Raw genomic sequence first — 21,886 nt, 5'->3', positions numbered from 1 at the left:
GCACCACGATCCGGCACGCCAGTCGCCGGTACGTCAGTACGCGACCAACGTGAAGATGTAGGCCCGCCGGTCACGGTCGGGGCTCGTGTTCGGCGGGGTCATGTGCGGCGTACCGGCGGCGTGGATCGTGCAACCGCCGGCCGAGAGCGGGACCGGCACCGTGGCCGCCACGTCGAAGTGCGTCTCCGGATCGGTGATGGCCAGCATGCGACCCGGGTCGTCGGGCGATCCGCCGGCGACGTGGTGCGGGAGCAAGGGCTCGCGGTGGACTCCGGGGATGAAGTGCATGCAGCTCGTCGCGACGTCGACGTCGTCGAGCGCGACCCAGAACATCGCAGCGTTGTCCCCGATCGGTGATCCTGCAGGAGCGAAGGGTTCCTCGACGTAGGACTGGTCCTGGTGCCACGGCGTCGTGTTCGGGTCGCCGGCCGGCTTGTGGATGATCTGGTCGTAGACCCGGATGGCCTCGTCCTTGCCGAAGAGCTGCTTGGCGATGTCGATGCCGGCCGACAGCGCCGCGTTGTCGGCGAAGGTCGGGTGGGCCTGATGGGGAAGCACCACCTGCCGGATCAGGCCGCCGAGCAGGCGGTCGCCGTCCGAGTCGCCGGCGTCGAGGACGTCGTCGCACGCGCTCCGCAACGTGGCCAGGTCGTCGGGGCCGACGAGCGCCGGAACACCCAGGAATCCCTCACGGGCGAACGACTCGACATCGTCGGCGCTCAGCGGACGAGGACAACGATGCGTGTCGCCGGCGTCGGTCATCTGTCCGCAGGCGTCACACACCTGCTCGGACCAACACGCGGGATCGCCGCCCTCCCCCGCTGCGTCGCTCGCCACCGTGGATCCCCCGCGTTCCATGCGTCGCACCGTATTGGCCCACGTGGCGCGATGCCATCGACGACCAGCCAGACTGCGGTGATGGCCCCTGCACTGCACCCAGACGTCGACGCGCTCGCTCCACTCCTCGGCACGTGGACCGGGGGCGGGCGCGGGGAGTACCCCACCATCGAGCCCTTCGACTACACCGAGACCATCACCATCGGCCACGTCGGCAAGCCGTTCCTCGCGTACGCGCAGCGGACCAAGCACGCCGACGACGGTCGCCCGCTCCACGCCGAGACCGGGTACTTCCGTGCGCCGGGTGCCGGGCTCGTCGAGTTGGTGATCGCCCACCCGACCGGCATCGTCGAGGTCGACGAAGGAACCATCGTCGACGGCCGGATCGAGCTGCGGTCGACGACGGTCGCCGGGACGGGCTCGGCGAAGGAGGTCACCATCGTCGAGCGCGATCTGGTCGTCGACGGGGACGTGTTGCGCTACGACGTCCGCATGGCTGCGGTCGGCGTCCCGCTCACCCACCACCTCTCCGCCACACTCCACAGGAACTGAGCACCATGCTGAACTGGTACCGGATCAAGACGTCACTGGACGGCGTGAAGCGGCTGGCGACGCTGCCCCGCGAGGACAAGGACGCCTGCATCGAGGCGTACCGGTTCTTCCAGCGCATGCAGGACGGCGAGGAGACCGAGACCGAGGACGAGACCGCAGCGGTGGCGGCGTACTACAAGGTCCTCAACAACCTGCTGTCGGTGTTCGACCTCGAGAAGCTCTACATCCCGCCGCAGCTCGACCGGGACCAGGGACTGTACGGGAACCAGATCCTGTGCGAGCGCGCCCTGCTCGACGACCTCGCGCTCGAGTCGCCCGCAACATCGCACCTCCTCGACATGGGCTGTGGCCGCGGACGGATCGCCCATCACCTCGCGACCCTGACCGGCGGTGAGGTGTCGGGGTACAACATCGATCCCGACCAGATCGGCAACGCCATCGACTGGGCCGCCGAGTGCGACATGTCGGACCGGCTCCATTACGAGATCGGGAACCACCACGACCCGCTCGACTACGAGTCCGAGTCGTTCGACGGCCTGTACTCGTTCCAGGCCGTGTGGCCGTTCTTCAAGAAGGACGAGCTCGACGCCCACGCCACCGAGATGTTCCGGGTGCTCAAGCCCGGCGGGCGCTACGCCTGCTCGGAGTACCTGCTCACCCCGTTCTTCGACTGGAACGATCCCGAGCACGTGGCGCTGCACCAGTCGTTCCTGCCGACGCTCGCGGCGACCCAGTCGATGTACCCGGCCGACGTGTGCGCGGCACTCGAACGGGCCGGCTTCGAGGTACTGCTCTCCGCCCCCTCGAAGAGCGAGGCGTGGCCGATCTGCGAGCAGAAGCGCGACCTGATCCTGCGGGTCCGGATCGCCGTCCGCGCCCTCGAGCGCATGCGGCTCATGCCGCCGTGGGTCGAGGAGTCGCTCGACCTGCTCCAGACCGGCGGCGAGTCGTGGACGATCGCCGAGAAGGCGAAGATCGCCGATCTCAACTGGCGGATCATCGCCCGCAAGCCCGGCTGACTTCGCAACAACCGCCGTTCCGCGCTGCGCGACACCACGCAACGTCACGGAGCGGCTACGGAGATGCGCGAAGTGCTCGCACTGCGCGAGAAGGTCCGCCACACTCGAACCCATGCGGTGGGACAGGAACAGGCGGCGCACGGTGTGGATCGCCGTCGGAGTGGGCGTGGGGCTCGTCGCCGCGCTCGCGCTGCGACCGGACGCCACGGCGGAGGTCGCCGCCGGCCCGGATCCCGGGCCACGCTCGGGCGACACCCTGATCGAGGTGCTCTCTGCCGGGGTCACCGCCCCGACGACCACCACGGTCACCACGACCACGTCGCCCACGACCACGTCCACGACGGCCCCGCCGGCGACGCCAGCGCCCGAAGCCACCACCCCACTGACAACACCTCCTCCCCCGCCGTCACCGCCGTCGACCCCCACCACGACGACGACCACGACGACTGCCCCGCCCGCCGGACCCACGCTCTCCGCTGCCGATGAGTCGTTGATCGCCGACCTCGAACGACACGAGGCCGGCGAGCGGTACCGCGTGCTCCGCTACGACGCTCAGATCCATCCAGGGACCGAACTCCTCGACCGCAACGGCGCCTCGACCTCCTACGCCTACATCGGCATGATCAGCCGTCCCGCGCTCGTCACGTTCCTCGGCCGACCCGCCCTCGCGTTCCACGCGTGGGGCCAACTCGTGTTCGTCCCGATCGACGACGCCCGCGCCACGGCCGAACACATCAAGCTGTTCGACCCTGAGCCGGGAGACCATCCCCAGTTCGGCTACGACGCCACCGCCGCCAGGCTGGCCGAGGCGGTCGAGATCGTCGCCGACGAAGCGTCGACGGGGTGCGTGTGGCGTGTCCGCCCCCACGACGGCAACGCAGCGCTGTGCATGGGAGCCGAGATCGCACCCAACTGACCCGGCGGGTCAGACGAGGTCGAACTCGGCGTCGATTCCATCGCGGAGCACGTCGAGGTCCGGGACGACGTCCGGATCGGCGAAGAGACCGATGTTGAGCGAACCGTTGTAGGACAGCACGCCCACCGAGAGGCCCAGGTTCCCGGCAAGCGGCACCACCGGCACGGCATCGAGCATCTCCGCTCCCATCGCGTAGAGCGCGAACGGTGGTCCCGGCACATTGGTGATCACGAGGTTGACGAGTCCCTGATGGTGAACGGCGAGGCTCATGGTCCGCGTGATCGCCGCGGGAAGGAGGTCGACGGCGTGGAGGAGCATCGCCGACGAACGCGCCGCACCCCCGGCCTTGCGCTCCGCCAGGTCCGACGCGATGGACTGCAGCCGGGCGACGGGGTCGTCGATCCCGACCGGGATCGGAACGAACAGGGACCCGACCTGGTTCCCGATCTCGCCGTCGCTCGTGTGCATCGACACCGGGATCAGCGCCCGGAGCTCGAAGGCAGGATCGTCCGGGAGGTCGCCTCGGGCTCGGAGCCACCGACGGAGGCCGCCTCCCACCGCGGACAACACGAGGTCGTTCACCGTCGCATCGTGGGCGTGGGCGGAGTCCCGAACCGCCTCGAGCGGTCGCCGGACGACGGTCAGCTCTCGCCGATGCCCGACCTCCTGGTTCAGCGGGCTCTCGGGAGCACGCTTCGGCTGCGACAGTCCGTCGCGGATGTCGAGGAGGTCGCTGGCGAGATCGGTCGCAGACGAGACGGGGTGCAGCAGCCGGCCGATGGCCGCAGTCACCGCGTCGACCGGCGGACGCAGGCTCTGGGAGATCTCCGCGGCGAGCCGACCGACGGGCCGGGGCAACGGAGCAGGGGTCCACGGTGTCGGGTCGGCGGCCTCGACGTCCGGCTGCAGGTCGAGCAACACAGTTGCGACCTCGACGCCGGAGACACCGTCGACGATCGCATGGTGGATCTTCTCGATGAGCGCGACCCGACCGTCAGCCAGACCGTCGACGAACCAGAGCTCCCACAGCGGACGGGAGCGATCGAGCAACTCCATGTGCAAGGTGGCGGCAAGGCTCAGGACGCTGGCGTCGTCGCCGGGCGCGCCGGCCTCGAGCACCTTCACGTGATGGGCGATGTCGAACGCAGGGTCGTCCACCAGCGTCGGACGGGTGAGTGCCAGGGGGCCGGAGAGGGGGATCTGTCGCAACCGCGGCACGAGGTGGAGCCGCGCCTCGATCCGTCTCCGGAGTTCTGCGATCCGGAATCGGCCGTCGGCATCGTGGAACGGCGCACCGTCGAAGAAGCAGACCGACCCGACGTGGGCAGGAGTGCGGTCGCCCTCGAACGCGAGGAACGCGGCATCGAGGGCGGTCAGATGGGTCTCCGGTTGTGACGTGTCCATGGCGCTCCGTCAGGTCGGGTCGAAGGGCTCGGCGACGATGGCATCGAACCCGGCTTCGAGGCATCGCGCCATCTGTTCGGGGTCCTCGATCGCGCGTCGATCGGTCTCGATCCCGATGCACGCATGATCGAGATGGGAGAGGAACGTGACGCTCATCGCTGCGCCCGTCGGTGGGGCGAAGGCGTAGAGGCGGTCGATCCGAGAACCGGCCACGAACGCCGGTCGGTCGAACCCAGCGACGTCGACGACGTCGACGTCGACCCCGGTCAACATGGCACCGAGGACCTCCGCCGCCGCCGGAGCGGGCAGTTGCCGCAGGACTGCAGCGAGTGGGTCGGTGAACGCCAGACTCGGTTCGTCTCGAGCGGCGCGCACGGCCGTTCTCGACCGGGCCACCGACTCCGCGACGGTGCCGGTGACGCCCAACTCGAACCGGGCCGGGACGAAACGGTTCCCGCCGAGCGGGTCGTCCGGGTCACGGATGCTGATCGGCATCGTCACCCGCAGCCGGTCGAGACCGCTGTCGTTCTGCTCGTGGTACTCCGCCACACCTCGACCGACTGCGGCGAGGAACGCCTCGTTGAGCGTCACCCCTGCCGACCTGGCCGCCGCATGGAACCGCTCGAGGTCGATGTCGAGCGTGTCGAGGCGGCGAGACAACCCCCGCTCGGTCATGAGCGGTGAACAGGGAGTGGTCGCCGGCGCGAGGAGGTGCCCGATCGACTCGGCGGTCTGGAGGACGTCCTTGGTGGCGTCGAGCGGGTGGGTGGCGAATCGCACGCTCTGGTGCCCCGCCTGCCCAGCAGCGCGCATGGCGGCGTGGACCAGCCGCAACCCCGCAGCGGGCGGCGCCGCAGCGACGTGCTCGACGCGCGTGGCGCTGGGCGAACGCTCGCCGTCGAAGAGCAGACCGGCGAGTGCGACACCGCCGACGCCGTCGGTCACGGCATGGTGCATCCGCATGATGACCGCAGCCCGGTCGGTCTCGACGCCGTCGACGACCAAGACCTCCCACAGCGGCCGCGCCGGATCGAACGCGGCGGTCGTCAGCGGCGCCGCGAGGTCGAGGACGTCGCGGACGCTTCCCGCGCCCGGCGCCCGTACGAAACGGACGTGGAAGTCCGGGTCGGCCTCGACCGTCTCCCAGTGCTCGGCCCGTCCACCGGTGCCGACCACCCGCTGCTCGAACCGGGGAAGGATGGAACTCGCCGAGGCGAAGGTGTCCCGAAGGCGTTCTCGGTCCGGCGAGCGGTCGAGCATGCCGACGACGACGATCGTCGACCGCAGGATCGGGTCGATCTCGATGTTCCACATCAGTGCGTCCGTGTCTCGGACTCGCTCTCTGGTGACCACGACGCCATCGTCGACGCTCCGGACCGATCAGCCCAGAGTCGAACGTCCCGATGCTCGATGACGACACCACCGATCCAGGACTACGGTTCCAGGATGCCGTGGGGCAGGAGGAAACAGGTCGGGGGGCGGAGCGTCCCGGCCGTCATCGTCGACTACGGCCGCGGCCGCACCGCTGGCGAGACCCCGCCGGAGTCACTGAAGGCGTCGACGCGCACCGAGGCGATCGTGCAACTCGACGGCGACACCCGACGCCAGCACGTCACGGGCAAGGTTTCGGGGCTCGCGTTCTGGATGATGGCCGAAGGCGACACCGTGCCCGTCATCGTCGACGACGCCGACTTGGTGGTCGGCTTCGACCGTCCCGCCCTGGACGCGCTCTACCAGGCCCGGAAGTCAGAGCTGAAGGAGTCGCTGAAGCCCCATTCGGTGGTCAACGACGTCCGACGCAGCATCGGCCTCGACCGCGAGCAACTCTCGGACATCGGGCCGGCGATCCGCGACCTCGCCGCGGTGCCGAAGCAGGTCGTCGACGCCATCCGCAACCACCCGGAGACCTCTGGCCCTGTCGCCGAGCCGGCGCCCCCGATCGACGGGGTCTCGTTCTCGACCTTCGTGGCCGTGCAGGCCGCCCTGGTCCGCGATCGGGTGACTCCCGACCGACACGACGATGTCGCGCAGTCCCACGGCGTCGCTCCCGGCGCGTGGCCCGCCGCCCACGAGGCGTGGATGGGGCTGGTCCGCTCCGATCGCGCCGTCGGCCAGGCATTCGGGGCCGCCTACGCAGCGGCGATGAAGTCCTGAGCCCAGGGCTCCGCGCACGAACCGGAGTTCTTGTCAGACCCTCTGCGTAACGTTGTTCGTACTTCCCCTTCCAGTTCCAGGATCTCTCAGGAGCGACCATGCGTGATCCACGCTGTTGGTCGGGGGAAGTCGCACGCCCGTGGCGTCGATGCTGACCCTCCAGACCCACCCTCACACGGCCAGTGCACCGTCGGTCGAGTCTGCGTTGGACGCACTCGATGCCGCCGTCGAACTTCTGCAGACGGCCGACCTCGACGCCGCCCCGGCTGACGAGTTGCTGGTCGCTCGCCGGCTGGAGGCAACGCGACGACGTCTCGACCATGGCACCGACCGGGTCGCCGGACACCTCGACGCGTGTGCGGCATTCAGCCTCGACGGACATCGCAACGCCCGCTGCGCGCTGAAACACCTGGGCCGGTTGCCTGGAGCTGAAGCCCTGGGCAGGGTCACGACGGCTCGGGCGTTGCGGGGCCTGCCGACGGTCGAGGATGCCTACGCGCGCGGTCAGATCCCGACCGGACACGTGCGGGCCATCGCCCGTGCGGTCTCGAACCCCCGGGTGAGCGACTTCGTCGCCGTTGCCGACCCGGTCTTCGCCGAGATGGCGAGCACGTTGGGCTACGACGAGTTCTGCTCCTGGCTCCGGCAGTGGGAATCGCTGGCCGACGCCGACGGCGCCGCCGAGGCGACCGAGGCGGCCCACGAGCGACGGCGCTTCTCGCTGTTGGAGAACGAGATCGACGGGTCGTTCACCGCTGCCGGACTCCACGGCGCCCTCCAGGGCGCGGCCATGTCGGAGTTGCTCGACGTGTTCGAACGGGCGGAGTTCGAGGCCGACTGGGCCGAGGCCCGAGCGATCCACGGCGCGGACACCCGGGTCGAGCATCTCGCCCGGACTCCGGCGCAGCGACGTGCCGACGCGGCGTTCGAGATCTTCCGCCGCGCCGGGGCTGTTGCCCCCGACGCCCGCTCCCCCGAGCCACTCGTGAACATCGTCGTCGACCAGGACACGCTCGACGACGAGATCCGACGCTCGGCCGGAGCGCCGGTCGACACCGATCCCGATGCATCGGAGGGCCGTCGCTGTCACACCATCGGCGGCGCCACCCTGCACCCCTCTGACGCGTTGGCTGCCGCGATCGTCGGGCACGTCCGACGGGTCGTGGTCGACGCAGCAGGCACTGTCGTCGACGTCGGCCGCAGACGTCGGCTGTTCACCGGCTCATCGAGAGATGCCGCCCTGTTGCAGGCGTTGTTGCGTGGACCGGGTGGGCTTCGATGTCTGTGGCCCGGCTGCGACGCCCGAGGAGGTTGCCTTCAGATCGACCACCGACAACCAGCTGCACGCGGTGGACCGACCGACATCGCCAACTCCGACGTGCACTGCGGAAGCCACAACCGCATCAAGGAACGAGGATTCCGGCCCGTCCGGGATCCTGACGGCACCTGGACCATCTTCCGACCAGACGGGGGCGGGCCCATCACCCCGGCGATCTGACCTTCGATCGGGAACCCCGAGTGCGCGAAACGACGCTCGCGTAGCGTGAGACCCATGGGCGACCTTCGGGGCAACGCCGGTCAGGCCGAGTACTGGGAAGCGCGGTCGCCGGAATGGATCCAGGCTGAGGACTTCACGACCCTGGTCGCTGCCTCCTTCGGGCGTCGGGCCATGGATGGGCTCGGACTCGATGCGGGCCAGCGCGTGCTCGATGTCGGATGCGGCACCGGGCCGACGACGACGGAGCTGGCTCGTCGCGTGGCGCCTGGGGGAACCGTCCTGGGGGTCGACATTGCGCCCTCGATGCTCGTGGCCGCACGAACGAGGGCCGAGAAGGAGGGCGTTGGCAACGTCGAATTCGCGGTCGGCGACGTGGAGACCGACGACCTCGGAACCGGCAGCTTCGATGCCGTCTTCTCGCACTTCGGCGTGATGTTCTTCGCCGATCCGGGGGCGGCGTTCGCCAACATCCGGACGGCGCTGCGCGAGGGAGGACGACTTGGATTCGTCTGCTGGCAGGACGTGTTCGCCAACGAATGGATGCTCATCCCGGGTTCTGCCGCGATGTCGGTGACCGGCGAGCTGCCGCCGATGCCAGGTCCAGGCGAACCGGGCCCGTTCTCGCTGTCGGACCCCGCTCACGTGGAAGCGCTGCTTCAGGGGGCGGGGTTCCGGGCCATCGATGTCGTCCCGCATGCCGAGCACGTCATCGTCGACGAGGATCGGCTCGGGGATTGGGCCGATGCATCCTGCCGTGTCGGAGCGGTGCGCGAGGCGCTCGAGCGAACCGACGATCCGGCGATCCAGAGCGACATCCGCGCTGCCGTCCGCTCGGCGTTGTCCGAGCGTGTGGTGGACGGCGAGTTGCGACTCGGCACCGCCGCCCTCGTCGTCACGGCCGAGGCGGACGTCGGCCCCGACCGAGACCATCGCTAGCCTGCGACCGACAGCCCCCGCCCTCGTAGCTCAGTCGGATAGAGCGACCGCCTCCTAAGCGGTAGGCCACAGGTTCGATTCCTGTCGAGGGCACGCGAACCCTTCGGGTTCGTCACGGCCGCACCCCCATTCGCAGGAGGAACAGATGAGCGACACGCCCACGGTCGAGGTGACCGACGTTCCCGATGCCTCTCGTTTCGAGGCGAAGATCGGCGGCAAGCTCGCCGGGTTCACCGAGTACGAGCGACGTGACGGCCGGGTGATCTTCCCGCACACCGAGGTCGACGACGCGTACGAGGGGCAGGGCGTGGGCAGCGCGATCGCCCGGGGCGCCCTCGACGCCATGCGCGACGCCGGCGAGAAGATCGTCCCGCTGTGCCCGTTCATCGCCGGCTACATCGAGCGCCACGACGAGTACGCCGACCTGGTCGACCACGAGATGCTCGCCGAGTTGCGGGACCGTTAGATCCGACGCTTCCTCTGGGCCGTCCCTCGCTCGCTGTCCACGGCCTTCGAGCGCTGGATGATCGAGCGCGCCGACCACCACGTCGTCGACGAACCGTTCTCCGCGGTCTACTACCTCGGTCCGGACCGGGTGTCGGGCCGCTATCCGTTGACCGAGCCGGCGTCGACGGCAGCGGCGGTCATGGAAACCGTCGAGCGGGCACCCACGCCCCTGTTCGTGAAGGACATGGTCCATCACGTCCCCGTGGAGCGACGGGCGACCGTCGCCGCGCTCGGTCGCCACACGCTGTTGACGCGCGACCCGGCACGGGCGATCCCGTCGTTCGTTCAGGTGTGGCCGACGTGACGTGGGAGGAGTGCGGCGGCGGACCCTCGCCGAGTTCGCCGATCTCCTCGACACGTCCGGACAGGACTACGACGTGCTCGACGCGGCAGATCTCCAGCGCGCACCGGAGCCGACGCTCCGGGCGTGGTGCGCACGCCACGACCTCGACTTCGACCCCGCGACGCTCCGCTGGGAACCCGGCGTCGTCGCGCAGTGGAATCGGTGGCTCGAGTTCCACGCGAGCGCGATCGCTTCCAGCGGCTTCACGGCGCGTGAGCCGAGCAACCCGCCAGTCGTGACCGATGGGCGGATCGCCGAGCTGGTCGAACGGGCGGCGCCGCTCCACCAGCGTCTGCTCGCGAGGGCCGCTTCTTCTTGAGCCGGGGGCTGCCCTGGTGCCAGTCCTCGGACGCACCGGTCTCGTCATCTGCGAGGCCGAGGACCCGCAGCGCCGGCGCCTCCCGCATGCTGCGCTTCATCTCGGAGAAGCCGGGGAAGTTCGCCAGTTCGAGCACGGCGTCCCACAGGCGGAGTGCGTCCTCGTCGGAGGGGACCCGGGAGATGACGGGGCCGAAGAAGGCGGGGCCGTTCGGCGGGTCGTAGGCGATGATCGGCGTGCCGACGTCCTTGCCGGTGAGAGCGAGCGCGGCATCGGTCTCGGCTTCGATCACGGCGTCCCACGAGTCGTCGTCGAGCGCATCGGCCAGGGACAGCGGGAGACCGATGTCGGCCAGGACCTTCTCGACGGTGTCGCGGGAGCCCATGGAGGCCTGGTACGCGGCCCGATCGGCCGGCTTCTCGACGTCGAACACGCTGGCACCGAGCCCGGTGTAGAGGTCACCGACGACCGAACGGCCGTGCGCCTCGCGCGCCGCCGCGGCGACACGGAGCATCCGGAGTCCTGCGGTGTGGCCGTGCTCGTACTCGGGCGGGAAGTGCGCGTCGTAGTCGACGTCCTTGTTCACGATCCGCAGTGAGATGAACTGCCAGTCGACCGAGTAGTCGCGTTGTGCCGCGACCTTCTGCACCCACCGCGAGGTGATCCACGCGAACGGGCAGACCGGGTCGAAGTGGAACTGGATGTCGTAGCGCTCGTCGGTGTCGATGGAATCCTTCATGCCCCACCAACCCGAACGATGGGAGGAGATTCCGCCGACCGCTATTCGATGGGCATGCGGGCCATGAGGTCCGCCTTCTGCTCCTCGAAGTCCTCGAACTCGATCTTGTCGTCGTCGAAGAGCGCATGGAGCTTTGCGAGCTTCTCCATGATCACCTCGGCCGACTCCTGCGGACCCGTGGGCACCGCTTCCTCTTCGACGTCTTCGTCGTCGGGCGTCTTGTCGAGGCGGGATTCCCGCTTCGCTGCTGCCTTCGCCTTCTTGGCGCGGTCTCGCTCACGCTTGGCGAAACTCGATCGTTGTGTTGCCATGACTGATATCCCGAAGGTTCTCGCCACGCCCGGGTGACATGGCGAATGGACCATTGTAGGGACCAGAAACGGTTCGGGACAGACAGGGTCCGGCTCCACCGTGACGCGAAGTGGACTCGACGTGGCGGAACAACTGACGCAGCCGGGGCGTTCCCACCCGACAAGCACACGACCAGGAGCACCATTGAACGAATTCGATCTCGTCATCGTCGGCACCGGATCCGGCAACTCGATCCCTTCCGAACTCGACGACTGGAACATCGCCCTGGTCGAGCGCGACGTCTTCGGTGGCACCTGCCTCAACCGTGGATGCATCCCCTCGAAGATGTTCATCTACGCCGCAGACGTCGCCCTCCACGTCCGCGAATCCGGACGCTTCGGCGTGCGGTCGACCCTGGACGGGTTCGACTGGCCCGACGTCGTCGACCGGGTGTTCGGGCGGATCGACCCCATCGCGGCGAGCGGCGAGCGCTACCGCATCGAGGACTGCGACAACATCACCGTGTTCCAGGGGAACGGCACCTTCGTCGACCACAAGGTCCTCGAGGTGAACGGCGAACGCCTGCACGCCGACAAATTCATCCTCGGTGCCGGCGCACGCCCCTTCGTCCCTGACATCCCCGGACTGGCCGAGGCCGGGTTCCACACGTCGGACTCGATCATGCGCGTGCGCGAGGTCCCGGAGCGGCTCGTCGTGATCGGCGGCGGCTACATCGCCACCGAGTTGGGGCATGTCTTCGAGGCGTTCGGTGCACAGGTGTCGATCGTCAACCGCAGTGGCTTCCTGCTCCGGTCCGAGGACGAGGACATCTCGCGTCGCTACACCGAGCTCGCGTCGGAACGTTTCGCCCTGTACCTCGACTCCGCCATCGAGCGTGTCGACAAGGGCGAGGACGGCGTCACACGGGTCCAGATCCGCCGGGACGGCGAGACGATCGTCCTCGAGGCCAACGCGCTGTTGGTGGCGACGGGACGCATCCCGAACAGCGACCAGCTCCAGGTCGAGACGACCGGCGTGACGTGCGACCCGGCCGGCCGGGTCATCACCCACGACGACCACCAGACCGACGTCGAGGGGATCTGGGCGTTCGGCGACCTGTCGAACCACTTCCAGCTCAAGCACGTCGCCAATGCCGAGGCGAAGATGGTGTTCCACAACGTCGCCCACCCCGACGATCTCCGCCTCAAGGACGAGTTCGCCGTTCCCCACGCGGTGTTCGGCAGTCCGCAGGTGGCGTCGGTCGGCATGACCGAACGCGATGCCGCCGCCGAGGGGGTCCCGTTCATCACCACCGTCAAGGACTACGGAACCACGGCGTACGGCTGGGCGATGGACGACTCCACGTCGTTCGTGAAGCTCGTCGCCCACGCCCAGACCCGCAAGCTCCTCGGCGCCCACATCATCGGACCCCAGGCCTCGACCCTCATCCAGCTGCTGATCCAGGGCATGCGGTTCGGGCAGACGGTCGACGAGATGGCCCACGGCCAGATGTGGGTGCACCCGGCACTGACCGAGGTTCTCGAGAACGCCCTCCTCGACCTCTGACCCCGGTTCAGTCGTCGATCTCGGTGACGAAGTCGATGAGCTGCTCCACGGCACCGACGAGCGGCGGGAAGAGGTCGGCGTAGGTGTCGACGCGACCCAGCAGTTCCTTCCAGAACGCCCCCGGATGGTCGCCACGCCGGCCGATGCGAGCGAGCACACCTTCCTTCCAGGACTCGCCCATCGGGACGTCGGGCCAGGCGTCGATCCCGGCGACCGTCGGCCGGACCGCCTGCCACACGTCGACGTAGGGCGTGCCCGTGATCAAGACGTTCGGGTCGTCGATCGTCGCGGCCACCCGCGACTCCTTCGATCCGTCGACGAGGTGGTCGAGCAGGACGCCGAGGCGTCGGTTCGATCGAGGTCCGAAGTCGCGCACGACGGCGGCGAGGTCGTCCATGCCGTTCGAGTCGCTCGACGACGATCCCCTCGTGCCGGAGGTCGTCGCCCCAGATCTTCTCGAGCAGTTCGGCGTCGTGGATGCCCTCGACCAGGATCCGGCTGGCTCGCGCGACCCGGGCCCGATGGTCGACGGCGACCGAGCCCGACGCCGAGATCGTCCGTGTCTCGGCCGGCTTCGCCGAACCCATGACCGGCTCGCATGCCACGCCCTCGACCACGAACTCGCCGGGGGCGATGGTGAAGGTGTGCACGTGACCCGTGGCGTCGCGGACCTGGATCAGGGTGTTCGCGAGCTTCTCGACCGTGCCGGACGTGCGCGACGGGAGGTGCGTGATCGGAGTTCCGTGGACCACTCCGACGACCGGGAACCGCTTGTGCTTCGGCGCGTCGAGGTCGATCGGATCCATGGACCGCTTTGCTGGACGTCTCACGGGAGGATGATGCCCGACGAACCGTCGACCAGCAGGCGATCCTCGATGGCACGATCGATCATCGCTTCGACGAAACGACCGAGTTCCGGTGCCTCGGCGGCGATGGGCTCGAGCACGTTCCGGACCTGCACCGAGGTGACACCCCAACGCCGCCACGTCAGTCCACCGGCACCGATGTTGAGGAGGAACGGAGCGAGCCGGTCGAACACCCGGGCGAACCGACCCTCGGGCGTCTCGGCCGATTCGTACTCGTCCCATGCAGCGCGGAGCGTCGCGCCCAGGTCGTCGGGCAGCAGTCCGAAGAGGCGTTCCGCCGCGGCCTGCTCACGCTCGACCTTGGACTCGCGACCGTCGGTGTCGTGGATGCCGGTGTCACCGGCATCGATCTCGATGATGTCGTGGACGAGCAGGAGTACGACGACCCGAGCCATGTCGACCTCGTCGTCGGCATGGTCGGCGAGGACCAGCGCCAGCATCGCCACGTGCCACGAGTGCTCGGCCGTGTTCTCTCGCCGTAGCCCGTCGAGGATGAACGACTGCCGCTCGACGGTCTTGAGGCGGTCGAGCTCCTGGATGAACGTCATCTGTCGGGCGAAACGGTCGCCCAGGGTCTGGCCGGCGACCTCGACGACCGTCTCGGTTCGCTCGCAGGCCTCGTCGGCCGGGCCCCGGCCGGGACGGAGTTCGATGCGATTCCCGAACGGGTCGTCGACGTAGAGCACGTCGGGGCCCACCGGATCGGACTCGCGACGTGCGAGCACGCCCCGGTCGGCCAACGACGCCTCCATGCGGTCGAGGTCGATCACGCTGAACGCGGGGTGCGCCTTCGTTGCCGGCACGAAATCGTCCTGCACGCCGACGTGGATCCGCAGTGCGCCACGTTCGAACCAACAGCCGCCACGGATGGCCAGATGCGGCGGCTTCGGGACCCGGGGCACGCCCAACACCTCTTCGTAGAACCACGTCGCGACCTCCTCTCCACCGGGAGGCATCGCGAGCTGCACGTGATCGATTGCATCGAGGAGCACGGGTTGAGTCTCGCAGCAGCACGGGTGTCCGCACCGTTGCCCCATTGATCTGACGGGGTGTCAGATTTCCTGGCAAGCTCTGGCCGTGGCCCTCTTCATCGCTCGATACGACCTCCGCGCCCCCGTCGACGGCGACGTGTCCCACGCGGATCTGTATCGCACCGCCCTCGACCAGGCGGCGTGGTGCGAACAGCATCGCTTCGACATGTTGGTCCTGTCGGAACACCACGGCGTGGCCGACGGCTATCTCCCGTCACCGATCACGTTGGCGGCATCGATGGCCGCCGTCACCACGACGCTGCCGATCATGATCTCGGCGCTGCTGGTCCCCCTGCACGACCCGATCCGCCTCGCAGAGCAGATCGCGGTCACCGACATCGCGTCGATGGGACGGGTCCAGTACACGGCAGGCCTCGGCTACCGACCCGAGGAGTACGAGCAGGCCGGACTCGACTGGAAGGGCAGAGGCGCCCGCATGGAGCACTGCCTCGACACCCTGTTCAAGGCGTGGACCGGCGAGCCGTTCGAGTACGAGGGCCGGACCGTCCAGGTCACCCCGAAGCCGTTCTCGCAGCCCCGGCCGATGATGTTCTACGGCGGTGGCTCGGTCGCTGCGGCCAAGCGAGCCGCTCGCCTCGACATGCCACTGTTCGCGCAGCACGGCGACCCGGGCGTGGCCCAGGCGTACCAGGACGAACGCCAGACGCTGGGCCTCGAGCCCGGCATGGCACTCGCCCCGCCCGAGCACGGGCCCGGGACGATCTTCGTCTCACGCGACCCGGAACGGACGTGGGAGCGCATCGGCGACCACCTCCTCTACGAGGCGACCGAGTATGCCGCGTGGCAGAAGGGCGTCACGTCGGCCGTGCACGACAAGTCGACGACGGTCGAGGAGATGAAGGCCGCAGGCATCTACGCCGTCATGACCCCGGACGAGTGCGTCGAGTACGCCGACGCCATCGGCCCGCTCGACCCCGTCACGACCCACCCGCTCTGCGGCGGCATCCCACCGGAGGTCTCGTGGGAGCACCTCGAGTTGCTGGGCAACGAGGTCATCCCCCGCGTGAAGGGACCGCTTGCCTAGGCGGTGACCGCCGGTCAGGGTGGACCGGTGACACTCGATCCTCACTCCGTCCGCTCCGCCGTCGACGCCCGCTGGTCGAGCGACGTCGTCGACACGCTGTGCGACTTCATCCGCATCCCGAACGTCTCCCCTGCGTTCGACCGTCTGTGGGCGGCGAACGGCCACATGGGCCGAGCCGGCGACCTGGTCCGAGACTGGTGCGCGGCGCGTGAGATCGACGGGCTGACCGTCGAGGTCCGCGAACTCGACGGCCGTACGCCGCTGGTGCTCTGCGAGATCCCTGCCTCCGAGCCCTCGCTCGCCGGCGACACCGTGCTCCTGTACGGCCACCTCGACAAGCAGCCCGAGATGAGCGGCTGGCGCGACGGTCTCGGCCCGTGGACGCCCGTGCTCGACGGCGACCTCCTCTACGGCCGTGGCGGCGCCGACGACGGCTATGCCGCTTTCGCCGCCCTCACCGCGATCGAGGCGTTGCAGGAGTCGGGCGGGAGCCACGGCCGACTGCTGCTGCTCATCGAGGCCAGCGAGGAGTCGGGCAGCCCCGACCTCCCAGCGCACCTCGAGGCGCTCGGCGATCGACTCGGCGACGTCTCGCTCGTCGTCGGACTCGACTCGGGCGCGGCCTCCTACGACCGACTCTGGGTGACCACCTCGCTGCGCGGCGTCGTGTCGGCGACGTTGCGGGTCGACGTTCTGACCGAAGGTGTCCACAGCGGCTCAGCCGGTGGCGTGGTGCCGTCGTCGTTCCGGATCCTGCGCCAGCTCATGGACCGCATCGAGGACTCGACCACCGGCCGGGTGCTCGTCGACGAACTCTGGGTCGACGTGCCGGACGAGCGCCTCCGCCAGATCGACGAGATCGCCGACGAGATCGCCGGCGACATGGCCTTCCCGTTCGCCGGATCGACCGTCGCCGACCATCGACGCCCGATCGACGCCGTGCGGGCGCGCACGTGGGAGCCCTCGATCGCGACCATCGCCGTCGACGGTTTCCCGCCTCCCGATCGCGCCGGAAACGTCCTGCGGCCACACACGGCGGTGTCGCTGGCGATCCGGCTCCCGCCGACGGCCGACCCGTCGGCGGCGACGGACGCCCTTCGCCGTCGATTCACCGACGACCCACCCAACGGCGCGGTCGTCACCGTCGAGGTCGAGGCCGCCGAGGCCGGCTGGAACGCGCCCGACACCGAACCGTGGCTGCAGGCGGCGGTCGACCGCTCGTCCGAGAGCCTGTGGGGGCGTCCGTCGTCCGCGATGGGTGAAGGCGGGACGATCCCCTTCATGGGGATGCTCGGCGAGCAGTTCCCCGACGCCCAGTTCCTCATCACCGGCGTGCTCGGCCCCGGCTCGAACGCCCACGGCCCCAACGAGTTCCTCCACCTGCCGATGGCCCGGAGCATCGCCGCGACCGTGAGCCACGTGCTCGACGCACACGCCCGACGGTGACCGACGCCGCCTGGAGAGACGCCGCCAGCCGCCTCCCGATCGGTGAGGCCATCGAACCGCTGCAGGCGGCGTTGCGCGACCGAGGTCGCGCCGTGCTCCACGCCCCACCAGGCGCCGGCAAGACCACGATCGTCCCGCTGGCCCTCCTCGACGAACCGTGGCGCAACGGCACGATCGTCGTGCTCGAACCCCGCCGTCTCGCGGTGCGAGCGGCCGCGACCCGACTGGCCACGCTGCTCGGCGAACGCCCCGGCGAACGAGTCGGCTGGCGGATGCGCCAGGACACCAAGGTGTCGCGCCGCACCGAGATCGAGGTCGTCACCGAAGGCACGCTGACCCGGCGCCTCCAGCGAGATCCGGAACTGGCCGGCGTCTCCGTGGTGATCTTCGACGAGTTCCACGAACGCAGCATCGACGCCGACCTCGGTCTCGCACTGACACTCGACGTGGCCGATGCACTGCGCCCCGACCTCCGGATCGTCGTCATGTCGGCGACGCTCGAGACCGACCCGATCGCAGAACTGCTCGACGCGCCGGTCATCCGTTCCGAGGGCCGCACCCATCCGGTCGACGTCGTGCACGTCGACACGCCACGAGTCGTCAACGGCCGACGTGCGCGGATGGAACCAGCGGTCGCCGCAGCGGTCGTGCGGGCGCTCGCCGCCCATGGAGGCGACGTCCTCGTCTTCCTGCCCGGCGCGGCCGAGATCGACTGGACCATGCGGGCGCTCGGCGACCTCGGCCCCGACGTCGACGTGCGGCCGCTCCACGGGCGACTGCCGCCCGACGCCCAGGACGCCGCCATCCAGCCGGCGCCCGACGGTCGCCGCAAGGTGGTGCTGGCGACGTCGATCGCCGAGACCAGCCTCACGATCGAGGGCGTGACGGCCGTGGTCGACGCCGGCTGGCGGAGGACTCCGCGACTCGACGCCGGCAGCGGCATGACCCGACTCGTGACCGTGCCGGTGACGAAGGCCGAGGCGACGCAGCGCGCCGGCCGCGCCGGGCGTCTCGCTCCTGGCACCGCGTACGCACTCTGGAGTCGTGCGGAGGACGCCACACTGCGGGACCACCCGGAACCGGAGATCGAGGTCACCGACCTCGCGCCACTGGCCCTCGATCTCGCGGCCTGGGGCGCCGAGGTCGACGACCTGACCTGGCCCACCCGGCCACCGGCCGCCCACCTCGCCGCCGCTCGCGATCTCCTGCGGAGACTCGGCGCACTCGACGATGCCGGCACCGTGACCGCCCACGGGCGTGCGATGGCCGAACTCCCGATCCACCCCCGACTCGCACACCTCCTCCTGCGCGGCGCCGAACTGGGGCACGGCGCCCTGGCGGCAGATGTCGCCGCCGTGCTCCACGAGTCGGGACTGCGTCGCCGCGGATCCGACGTCGCCGAGCGGCTCGCCGCCCTCCGCAGTCCGGGGCGATTCGATCGCGGCGCTGTCGATCGGGCGAGGCGAGATGCCACGCGATTCCGCTCGCTCGTCGGCGCCGACGGGAAGCCCGGATCGGCTGCGGCGGGCGCGCTCGGCCTGGTGGTCGGGTTGGGGTTCCCCGACCGTGTCGGACGCGCCCGTGCCGGACAACGAGGCGAGTTCCTGCTCGCCGGGGGTCGCGGCGCCTTCGTCGACGACCACGACGTGCTCGCCGGTGCCGACTACGTCTGCGCGGTCGAGCTCGACGGCCAGACGACACGAGCACGCATCTTCCTCGGGACGACCCTCGACGAACGCGACGTCCGGGTCATCGCGGGCGACGACGTCGACGAGATCGACGAGGTCCACTGGGACCGACGTGGAGGCGACGTCGTCGCCCGTCGGGTCGAGCGTTTCGGTGCCTTGACGCTCTCGTCGTCGCCGGTGTCGGATGCTCCGGCGGCCGCCCACGTCGATGCGCTGATGGACGGTGTACGCGACGTCGGGATCTCGATCCTCGGCTGGAGCGACGAGGTCCGAGCCGTGCAGGCCCGTCTCCAGTTCCTCCACGGCGTCGACCCCGATCGTTGGCCGGCTGTCGACGACGACACGCTCCTCGCCGAGGCCGACGAGAGGATCCGACCCTTCCTCGGGAACGCCCGCCGACGCCGCGACCTCCGTCGCGTCGACGGCCGCGAGGTCCTGCTTCGAGGCCTCGACTGGGAGCAGCGAGCCTCGCTCGACCGCATCGCCCCGCCGCGTCTCGCCGTGCCGTCCGGCAACACCCACCGGGTCGACTACTCGGTCGACCCGCCGGTACTCGCGGTGAAGCTGCAGGAGATGTTCGGCTCGACCGACACCCCCACGGTCGCTGACGGCCGGGTCGCCGTCGTGCTCCACCTCCTCTCACCGGCCGGTCGCCCGCTCCAGGTGACCCAGGATCTGGCGAGCTTCTGGTCCGGCGCCTACCGAGAGGTGCGGGCGGACATGCGGGGCCGCTACCCCAAGCATCCCTGGCCCGAAGACCCGACCGTCGCCGCGCCGACCGCCCGCACCAAGGGCGGGGCGAAACGCCGCGATCGCTGACCGATCGGGCAGGATGTCGCCCATGGCAGCAGGTGGAGAAGGTGGGACGAAGGCGATCGTCGCGGCGTTGGTGGCCAACGCCGGGATCGCGATCGCCAAGTTCGTCGGGTTCCTGATCACCGGGTCGTCGTCGATGCTGGCCGAGTCCGTGCACTCGGTGGCCGACACGTCCAATCAGGGACTCCTGCTCTACGGCGGGAACCGTGCGAAGCGGGACGCGACGCCCCAGCACCCGTTCGGGTTCGGACGCGAGCGCTACTTCTGGTCGTTCATCGTCGCCCTGGTCCTCTTCACCCTCGGGTCCGGCTTCGCCATCTACGAGGGCATCGAGAAGATCCGCCATCCCCACGTCATCGACTCGCTCGGCGTGGCCGTGGGCATCCTGCTCCTCGGCATCGTCCTCGAGGGCTACTCGTTCGGCACGGCGATCAAGATCGGTCGCGGGATGAAGGGCGACGCGGGTTGGTGGGAGTTCATCCGCCGCTCCCGGGCGCCCGAGGTACCGGTCGTGCTCCTCGAGGACGCCGGCGCGATGACCGGTCTCGTCCTCGCACTCGCGGGCGTCGGCCTCTCCGAGATCACCGGCGATCCGGTGTGGGACGGCATCGGCACGCTGTGCATCGGCCTGCTCCTCGGATTGATCGCCATCGTCCTCGCCGTCGAGATGAAGAGTCTCCTCATGGGCGAGTCGGCGACGGTGGCCGACCAGCGAGCGATCCGTGCTGCGATCGAGGAGCATCCCGCCGTCGACTCCCTGATCCACATGCGGACGCAACACCTCGGACCCGAGGAGCTCCTCGTCGCCGCGAAGATCGACTTCGGCGACTCCTTGGACATGGAAGACCTGGCGACGGCGGTCGACGATGTCGAGCGGGCCATCCGGGCGTCGGTCACGCACACCCAGGTGATCTACCTCGAGCCGGACGTCCGCCGCGCTGCCGGGGCCCCGACCCCGTAGCCTGGGGAGACCATGGATCTCGACGAGGCCGCACGGAAACAGCTCGAGTCGCTGGGCACGTTCATCCGCGACCGCCGCAAGGCGGCCGAGTACTCGTTGCGCGACCTGGCCGAGAAGGCGAACGTCTCGAACCCGTACCTCAGTCAGATCGAGCGGGGGCTCCACACACCGTCGGTCCGCGTGCTCAAGGCGATCGCCACGGCGCTCAACGTCTCGGCCGAGTCGCTGCTGGTGCAGGCCGGTCTGCTCGAGGGCGACCCGGACAAGACCGCAGGACCCAGCGTCGAGGACGCCGTGCGCGCCGACTCGCTCCTCACCGACGACCAGAAGGCGGCGATCCTCGCCGTGTACCGGAGCTACGTCGCCCAGAACGTGAGCCTCGAAGCGGCGAACGCCGCCAACGAGGCCTGAAGAAGCAGGCCTGAAGAAGCAGGCCGGAAAAAGCAAGAGAGCGACGCCGAAGCGTCGCTCTCTCCGCGAGGTCCCTGCTCGTGCAGGGGACCCGGGTGCTCAGGCGGCAGCCTTGGTGGTCTTGGCGGCCGGCTTGGCGTCACGGGTGAGGGGCTTGACGGCCTTCACGACGTTCTTGGCGAACTTCTCCTGGTTGGCGAGGAGCTTCTTGGAGAACGCGAACTGGGTGTCGACGACCTCGGACAGGGTCGGGACCTCGTCGAGGATGGTGTCGATGGCCTCGATCTCGGGGAGCTCGAACGGGAGCTCGATGCCGGAGACGCGGCCGTCGACGAACGCCACGGCCTGCTTGACGTAACCGAGGACCTCTTCCTGGACCTTCACGATGACCTCGAGGGCCTTGGCTTCGTACTCGGTGACGGTGGTGATGACCTTGCTCATTGGTGTTGCTCCTGTCGTGGGGCGATGGGCGTGTTGTCGCCCGCTGATTTGCTAACTGTATCAAGCAGTCGCTTGATACGCCATGTGTCATCGGTCACGA

Annotated in this window: 24 protein-coding genes and 1 tRNA gene; 17 read left to right on the top strand and 8 right to left on the bottom strand. The window is 69.3% G+C overall.

Translation table 11 applies throughout. The annotated features are described in order from the left end of the window. Positions 1–33: 33 nt before the first annotated feature. The gene (locus tag AB8619_RS03100) at positions 34–858 is read right to left on the bottom strand and encodes a phytanoyl-CoA dioxygenase family protein (protein WP_436794992.1); all 825 of its coding nucleotides are present in this window, start codon (positions 856–858) and stop codon (positions 34–36) included. 60 nt (positions 859–918) lie between these two features. Here AB8619_RS03100 and AB8619_RS03095 point away from each other — a divergent pair, with 60 nt between their 5' ends. The 3 genes from AB8619_RS03095 to AB8619_RS03085 all read left to right on the top strand — a co-directional run bounded on the left by AB8619_RS03095 (position 919) and on the right by AB8619_RS03085 (position 3,324). Next, complete coding sequence (locus AB8619_RS03095; RefSeq protein ID WP_436794991.1) at positions 919–1,389, top strand: peroxynitrite isomerase; 471 nt, start codon at positions 919–921, stop codon at positions 1,387–1,389. A gap of 5 nt (positions 1,390–1,394) precedes the next feature. Continuing rightward, a complete protein-coding gene (locus AB8619_RS03090; protein ID WP_436794990.1) occupies positions 1,395–2,408 on the top strand; it encodes a class I SAM-dependent methyltransferase in 1,014 nt (337 codons plus the stop codon). A 112-nt stretch (positions 2,409–2,520) separates the two neighbouring features. Next, the gene (locus AB8619_RS03085) at positions 2,521–3,324 is read left to right on the top strand and encodes a hypothetical protein (RefSeq protein ID WP_436794989.1); all 804 of its coding nucleotides are present in this window, start codon (positions 2,521–2,523) and stop codon (positions 3,322–3,324) included. Between the two features lie 9 nt (positions 3,325–3,333). Here AB8619_RS03085 and AB8619_RS03080 read toward each other — a convergent pair whose 3' ends face one another. Continuing rightward, the gene (locus tag AB8619_RS03080) at positions 3,334–4,728 is read right to left on the bottom strand and encodes a wax ester/triacylglycerol synthase family O-acyltransferase (RefSeq protein ID WP_436794988.1); all 1,395 of its coding nucleotides are present in this window, start codon (positions 4,726–4,728) and stop codon (positions 3,334–3,336) included. Positions 4,729–4,737: 9 nt separating this feature from the next. Beyond that, positions 4,738–6,081, bottom strand: a complete 1,344-nt coding sequence (locus AB8619_RS03075) for a wax ester/triacylglycerol synthase domain-containing protein (protein ID WP_436794987.1) — start codon at positions 6,079–6,081, stop codon at positions 4,738–4,740. A gap of 93 nt (positions 6,082–6,174) precedes the next feature. Between AB8619_RS03075 and AB8619_RS03070 the strand changes: the two genes are divergently transcribed. The 7 genes from AB8619_RS03070 to AB8619_RS03040 all read left to right on the top strand — a co-directional run bounded on the left by AB8619_RS03070 (position 6,175) and on the right by AB8619_RS03040 (position 10,485). Continuing rightward, positions 6,175–6,882 (top strand): hypothetical protein, encoded by a 708-nt coding sequence (locus AB8619_RS03070; protein WP_436794986.1) that lies wholly within the window; start codon positions 6,175–6,177, stop codon positions 6,880–6,882. Positions 6,883–7,087: 205 nt separating this feature from the next. Continuing rightward, a complete protein-coding gene (locus AB8619_RS03065; RefSeq protein WP_436794985.1) occupies positions 7,088–8,380 on the top strand; it encodes an HNH endonuclease signature motif containing protein in 1,293 nt (430 codons plus the stop codon). A gap of 54 nt (positions 8,381–8,434) precedes the next feature. After that, complete coding sequence (locus tag AB8619_RS03060) at positions 8,435–9,316, top strand: class I SAM-dependent methyltransferase (protein WP_436794984.1); 882 nt, start codon at positions 8,435–8,437, stop codon at positions 9,314–9,316. Between the two features lie 19 nt (positions 9,317–9,335). Further along, positions 9,336–9,409: transfer RNA gene (locus AB8619_RS03055), tRNA-Arg, on the top strand. 52 nt (positions 9,410–9,461) lie between these two features. Beyond that, positions 9,462–9,782 (top strand): GNAT family N-acetyltransferase, encoded by a 321-nt coding sequence (locus AB8619_RS03050; protein WP_436794983.1) that lies wholly within the window; start codon positions 9,462–9,464, stop codon positions 9,780–9,782. After that, entirely contained in the window at positions 9,783–10,127 is a 345-nt protein-coding gene (locus AB8619_RS03045; protein ID WP_436796341.1) for a hypothetical protein, read from the top strand. A 1-nt stretch (position 10,128) separates the two neighbouring features. Then, entirely contained in the window at positions 10,129–10,485 is a 357-nt protein-coding gene (locus tag AB8619_RS03040) for a hypothetical protein (protein WP_436794982.1), read from the top strand. Here AB8619_RS03040 and AB8619_RS03035 read toward each other — a convergent pair. After that, complete coding sequence (locus tag AB8619_RS03035) at positions 10,370–11,224, bottom strand: mycothiol-dependent nitroreductase Rv2466c family protein (protein WP_436794981.1); 855 nt, start codon at positions 11,222–11,224, stop codon at positions 10,370–10,372. The genes AB8619_RS03040 and AB8619_RS03035 overlap by 116 nt on opposite strands. 41 nt (positions 11,225–11,265) lie before the next feature. Then, entirely contained in the window at positions 11,266–11,535 is a 270-nt protein-coding gene (locus AB8619_RS03030) for a hypothetical protein (protein ID WP_436794980.1), read from the bottom strand. 184 nt (positions 11,536–11,719) lie between these two features. Here AB8619_RS03030 and AB8619_RS03025 point away from each other — a divergent pair, with 184 nt between their 5' ends. Continuing rightward, on the top strand, positions 11,720–13,081 hold the full coding sequence (locus AB8619_RS03025) for a mycothione reductase (protein ID WP_436794979.1): 1,362 nt from the start codon (positions 11,720–11,722) through the stop codon (positions 13,079–13,081). A gap of 7 nt (positions 13,082–13,088) precedes the next feature. Here AB8619_RS03025 and AB8619_RS03020 read toward each other — a convergent pair whose 3' ends face one another. Next, positions 13,089–13,478 carry a DUF3097 family protein gene (locus AB8619_RS03020; RefSeq protein ID WP_436794978.1) on the bottom strand — a complete coding sequence of 130 codons (390 nt, stop codon included), beginning with the start codon at positions 13,476–13,478 and terminating at the stop codon, positions 13,089–13,091. A gap of 80 nt (positions 13,479–13,558) precedes the next feature. Between AB8619_RS03020 and AB8619_RS03015 the strand changes: the two genes are divergently transcribed. Then, positions 13,559–13,735, top strand: a complete 177-nt coding sequence (locus tag AB8619_RS03015; RefSeq protein ID WP_436794977.1) for a hypothetical protein — start codon at positions 13,559–13,561, stop codon at positions 13,733–13,735. Positions 13,736–13,907: 172 nt separating this feature from the next. On the opposite strand, the gene AB8619_RS03010 is transcribed toward AB8619_RS03015, so the two are convergent. Further along, the gene (locus tag AB8619_RS03010) at positions 13,908–14,939 is read right to left on the bottom strand and encodes an HD domain-containing protein (RefSeq protein WP_436794976.1); all 1,032 of its coding nucleotides are present in this window, start codon (positions 14,937–14,939) and stop codon (positions 13,908–13,910) included. An 85-nt stretch (positions 14,940–15,024) separates the two neighbouring features. Between AB8619_RS03010 and AB8619_RS03005 the strand changes: the two genes are divergently transcribed. Genes AB8619_RS03005 through AB8619_RS02985 form a run of 5 tightly spaced genes read left to right on the top strand, consistent with a single transcriptional unit; the run spans position 15,025 to position 21,345 of the window. Next, the gene (locus AB8619_RS03005; protein ID WP_436794975.1) at positions 15,025–16,023 is read left to right on the top strand and encodes an LLM class flavin-dependent oxidoreductase; all 999 of its coding nucleotides are present in this window, start codon (positions 15,025–15,027) and stop codon (positions 16,021–16,023) included. Between the two features lie 27 nt (positions 16,024–16,050). Then, entirely contained in the window at positions 16,051–17,469 is a 1,419-nt protein-coding gene (locus AB8619_RS03000) for a M20/M25/M40 family metallo-hydrolase (protein WP_436794974.1), read from the top strand. Further along, positions 17,466–19,976, top strand: a complete 2,511-nt coding sequence (gene hrpB, locus AB8619_RS02995) for an ATP-dependent helicase HrpB (RefSeq protein WP_436794973.1) — start codon at positions 17,466–17,468, stop codon at positions 19,974–19,976. Before AB8619_RS03000 ends, hrpB begins: the two co-directional genes overlap by 4 nt. A gap of 22 nt (positions 19,977–19,998) precedes the next feature. After that, complete coding sequence (locus AB8619_RS02990; protein WP_436794972.1) at positions 19,999–20,934, top strand: cation diffusion facilitator family transporter; 936 nt, start codon at positions 19,999–20,001, stop codon at positions 20,932–20,934. A gap of 12 nt (positions 20,935–20,946) precedes the next feature. Next, positions 20,947–21,345: a helix-turn-helix domain-containing protein gene (locus AB8619_RS02985; protein ID WP_436794971.1), complete on the top strand. Its 399-nt coding sequence runs from the start codon at positions 20,947–20,949 to the stop codon at positions 21,343–21,345. 99 nt (positions 21,346–21,444) lie between these two features. Here the strand turns inward: AB8619_RS02985 and AB8619_RS02980 are convergent, their stop codons facing one another. Beyond that, positions 21,445–21,786, bottom strand: coding sequence for a hypothetical protein (locus tag AB8619_RS02980; RefSeq protein WP_436794970.1), 342 nt, complete (start codon positions 21,784–21,786; stop codon positions 21,445–21,447). Positions 21,787–21,886: the final 100 nt, after the last annotated feature.

It is taken from the genome of Actinospongiicola halichondriae (assembly GCF_049103745.1).
Taxonomy (GTDB): Bacteria; Actinomycetota; Acidimicrobiia; order Acidimicrobiales; family Salinilacustritrichaceae; genus Salinilacustrithrix; species Salinilacustrithrix halichondriae.
Note: the sequence above shows the minus strand (reverse complement) of the source record. Positions and strands in the feature narration are given on the sequence as shown.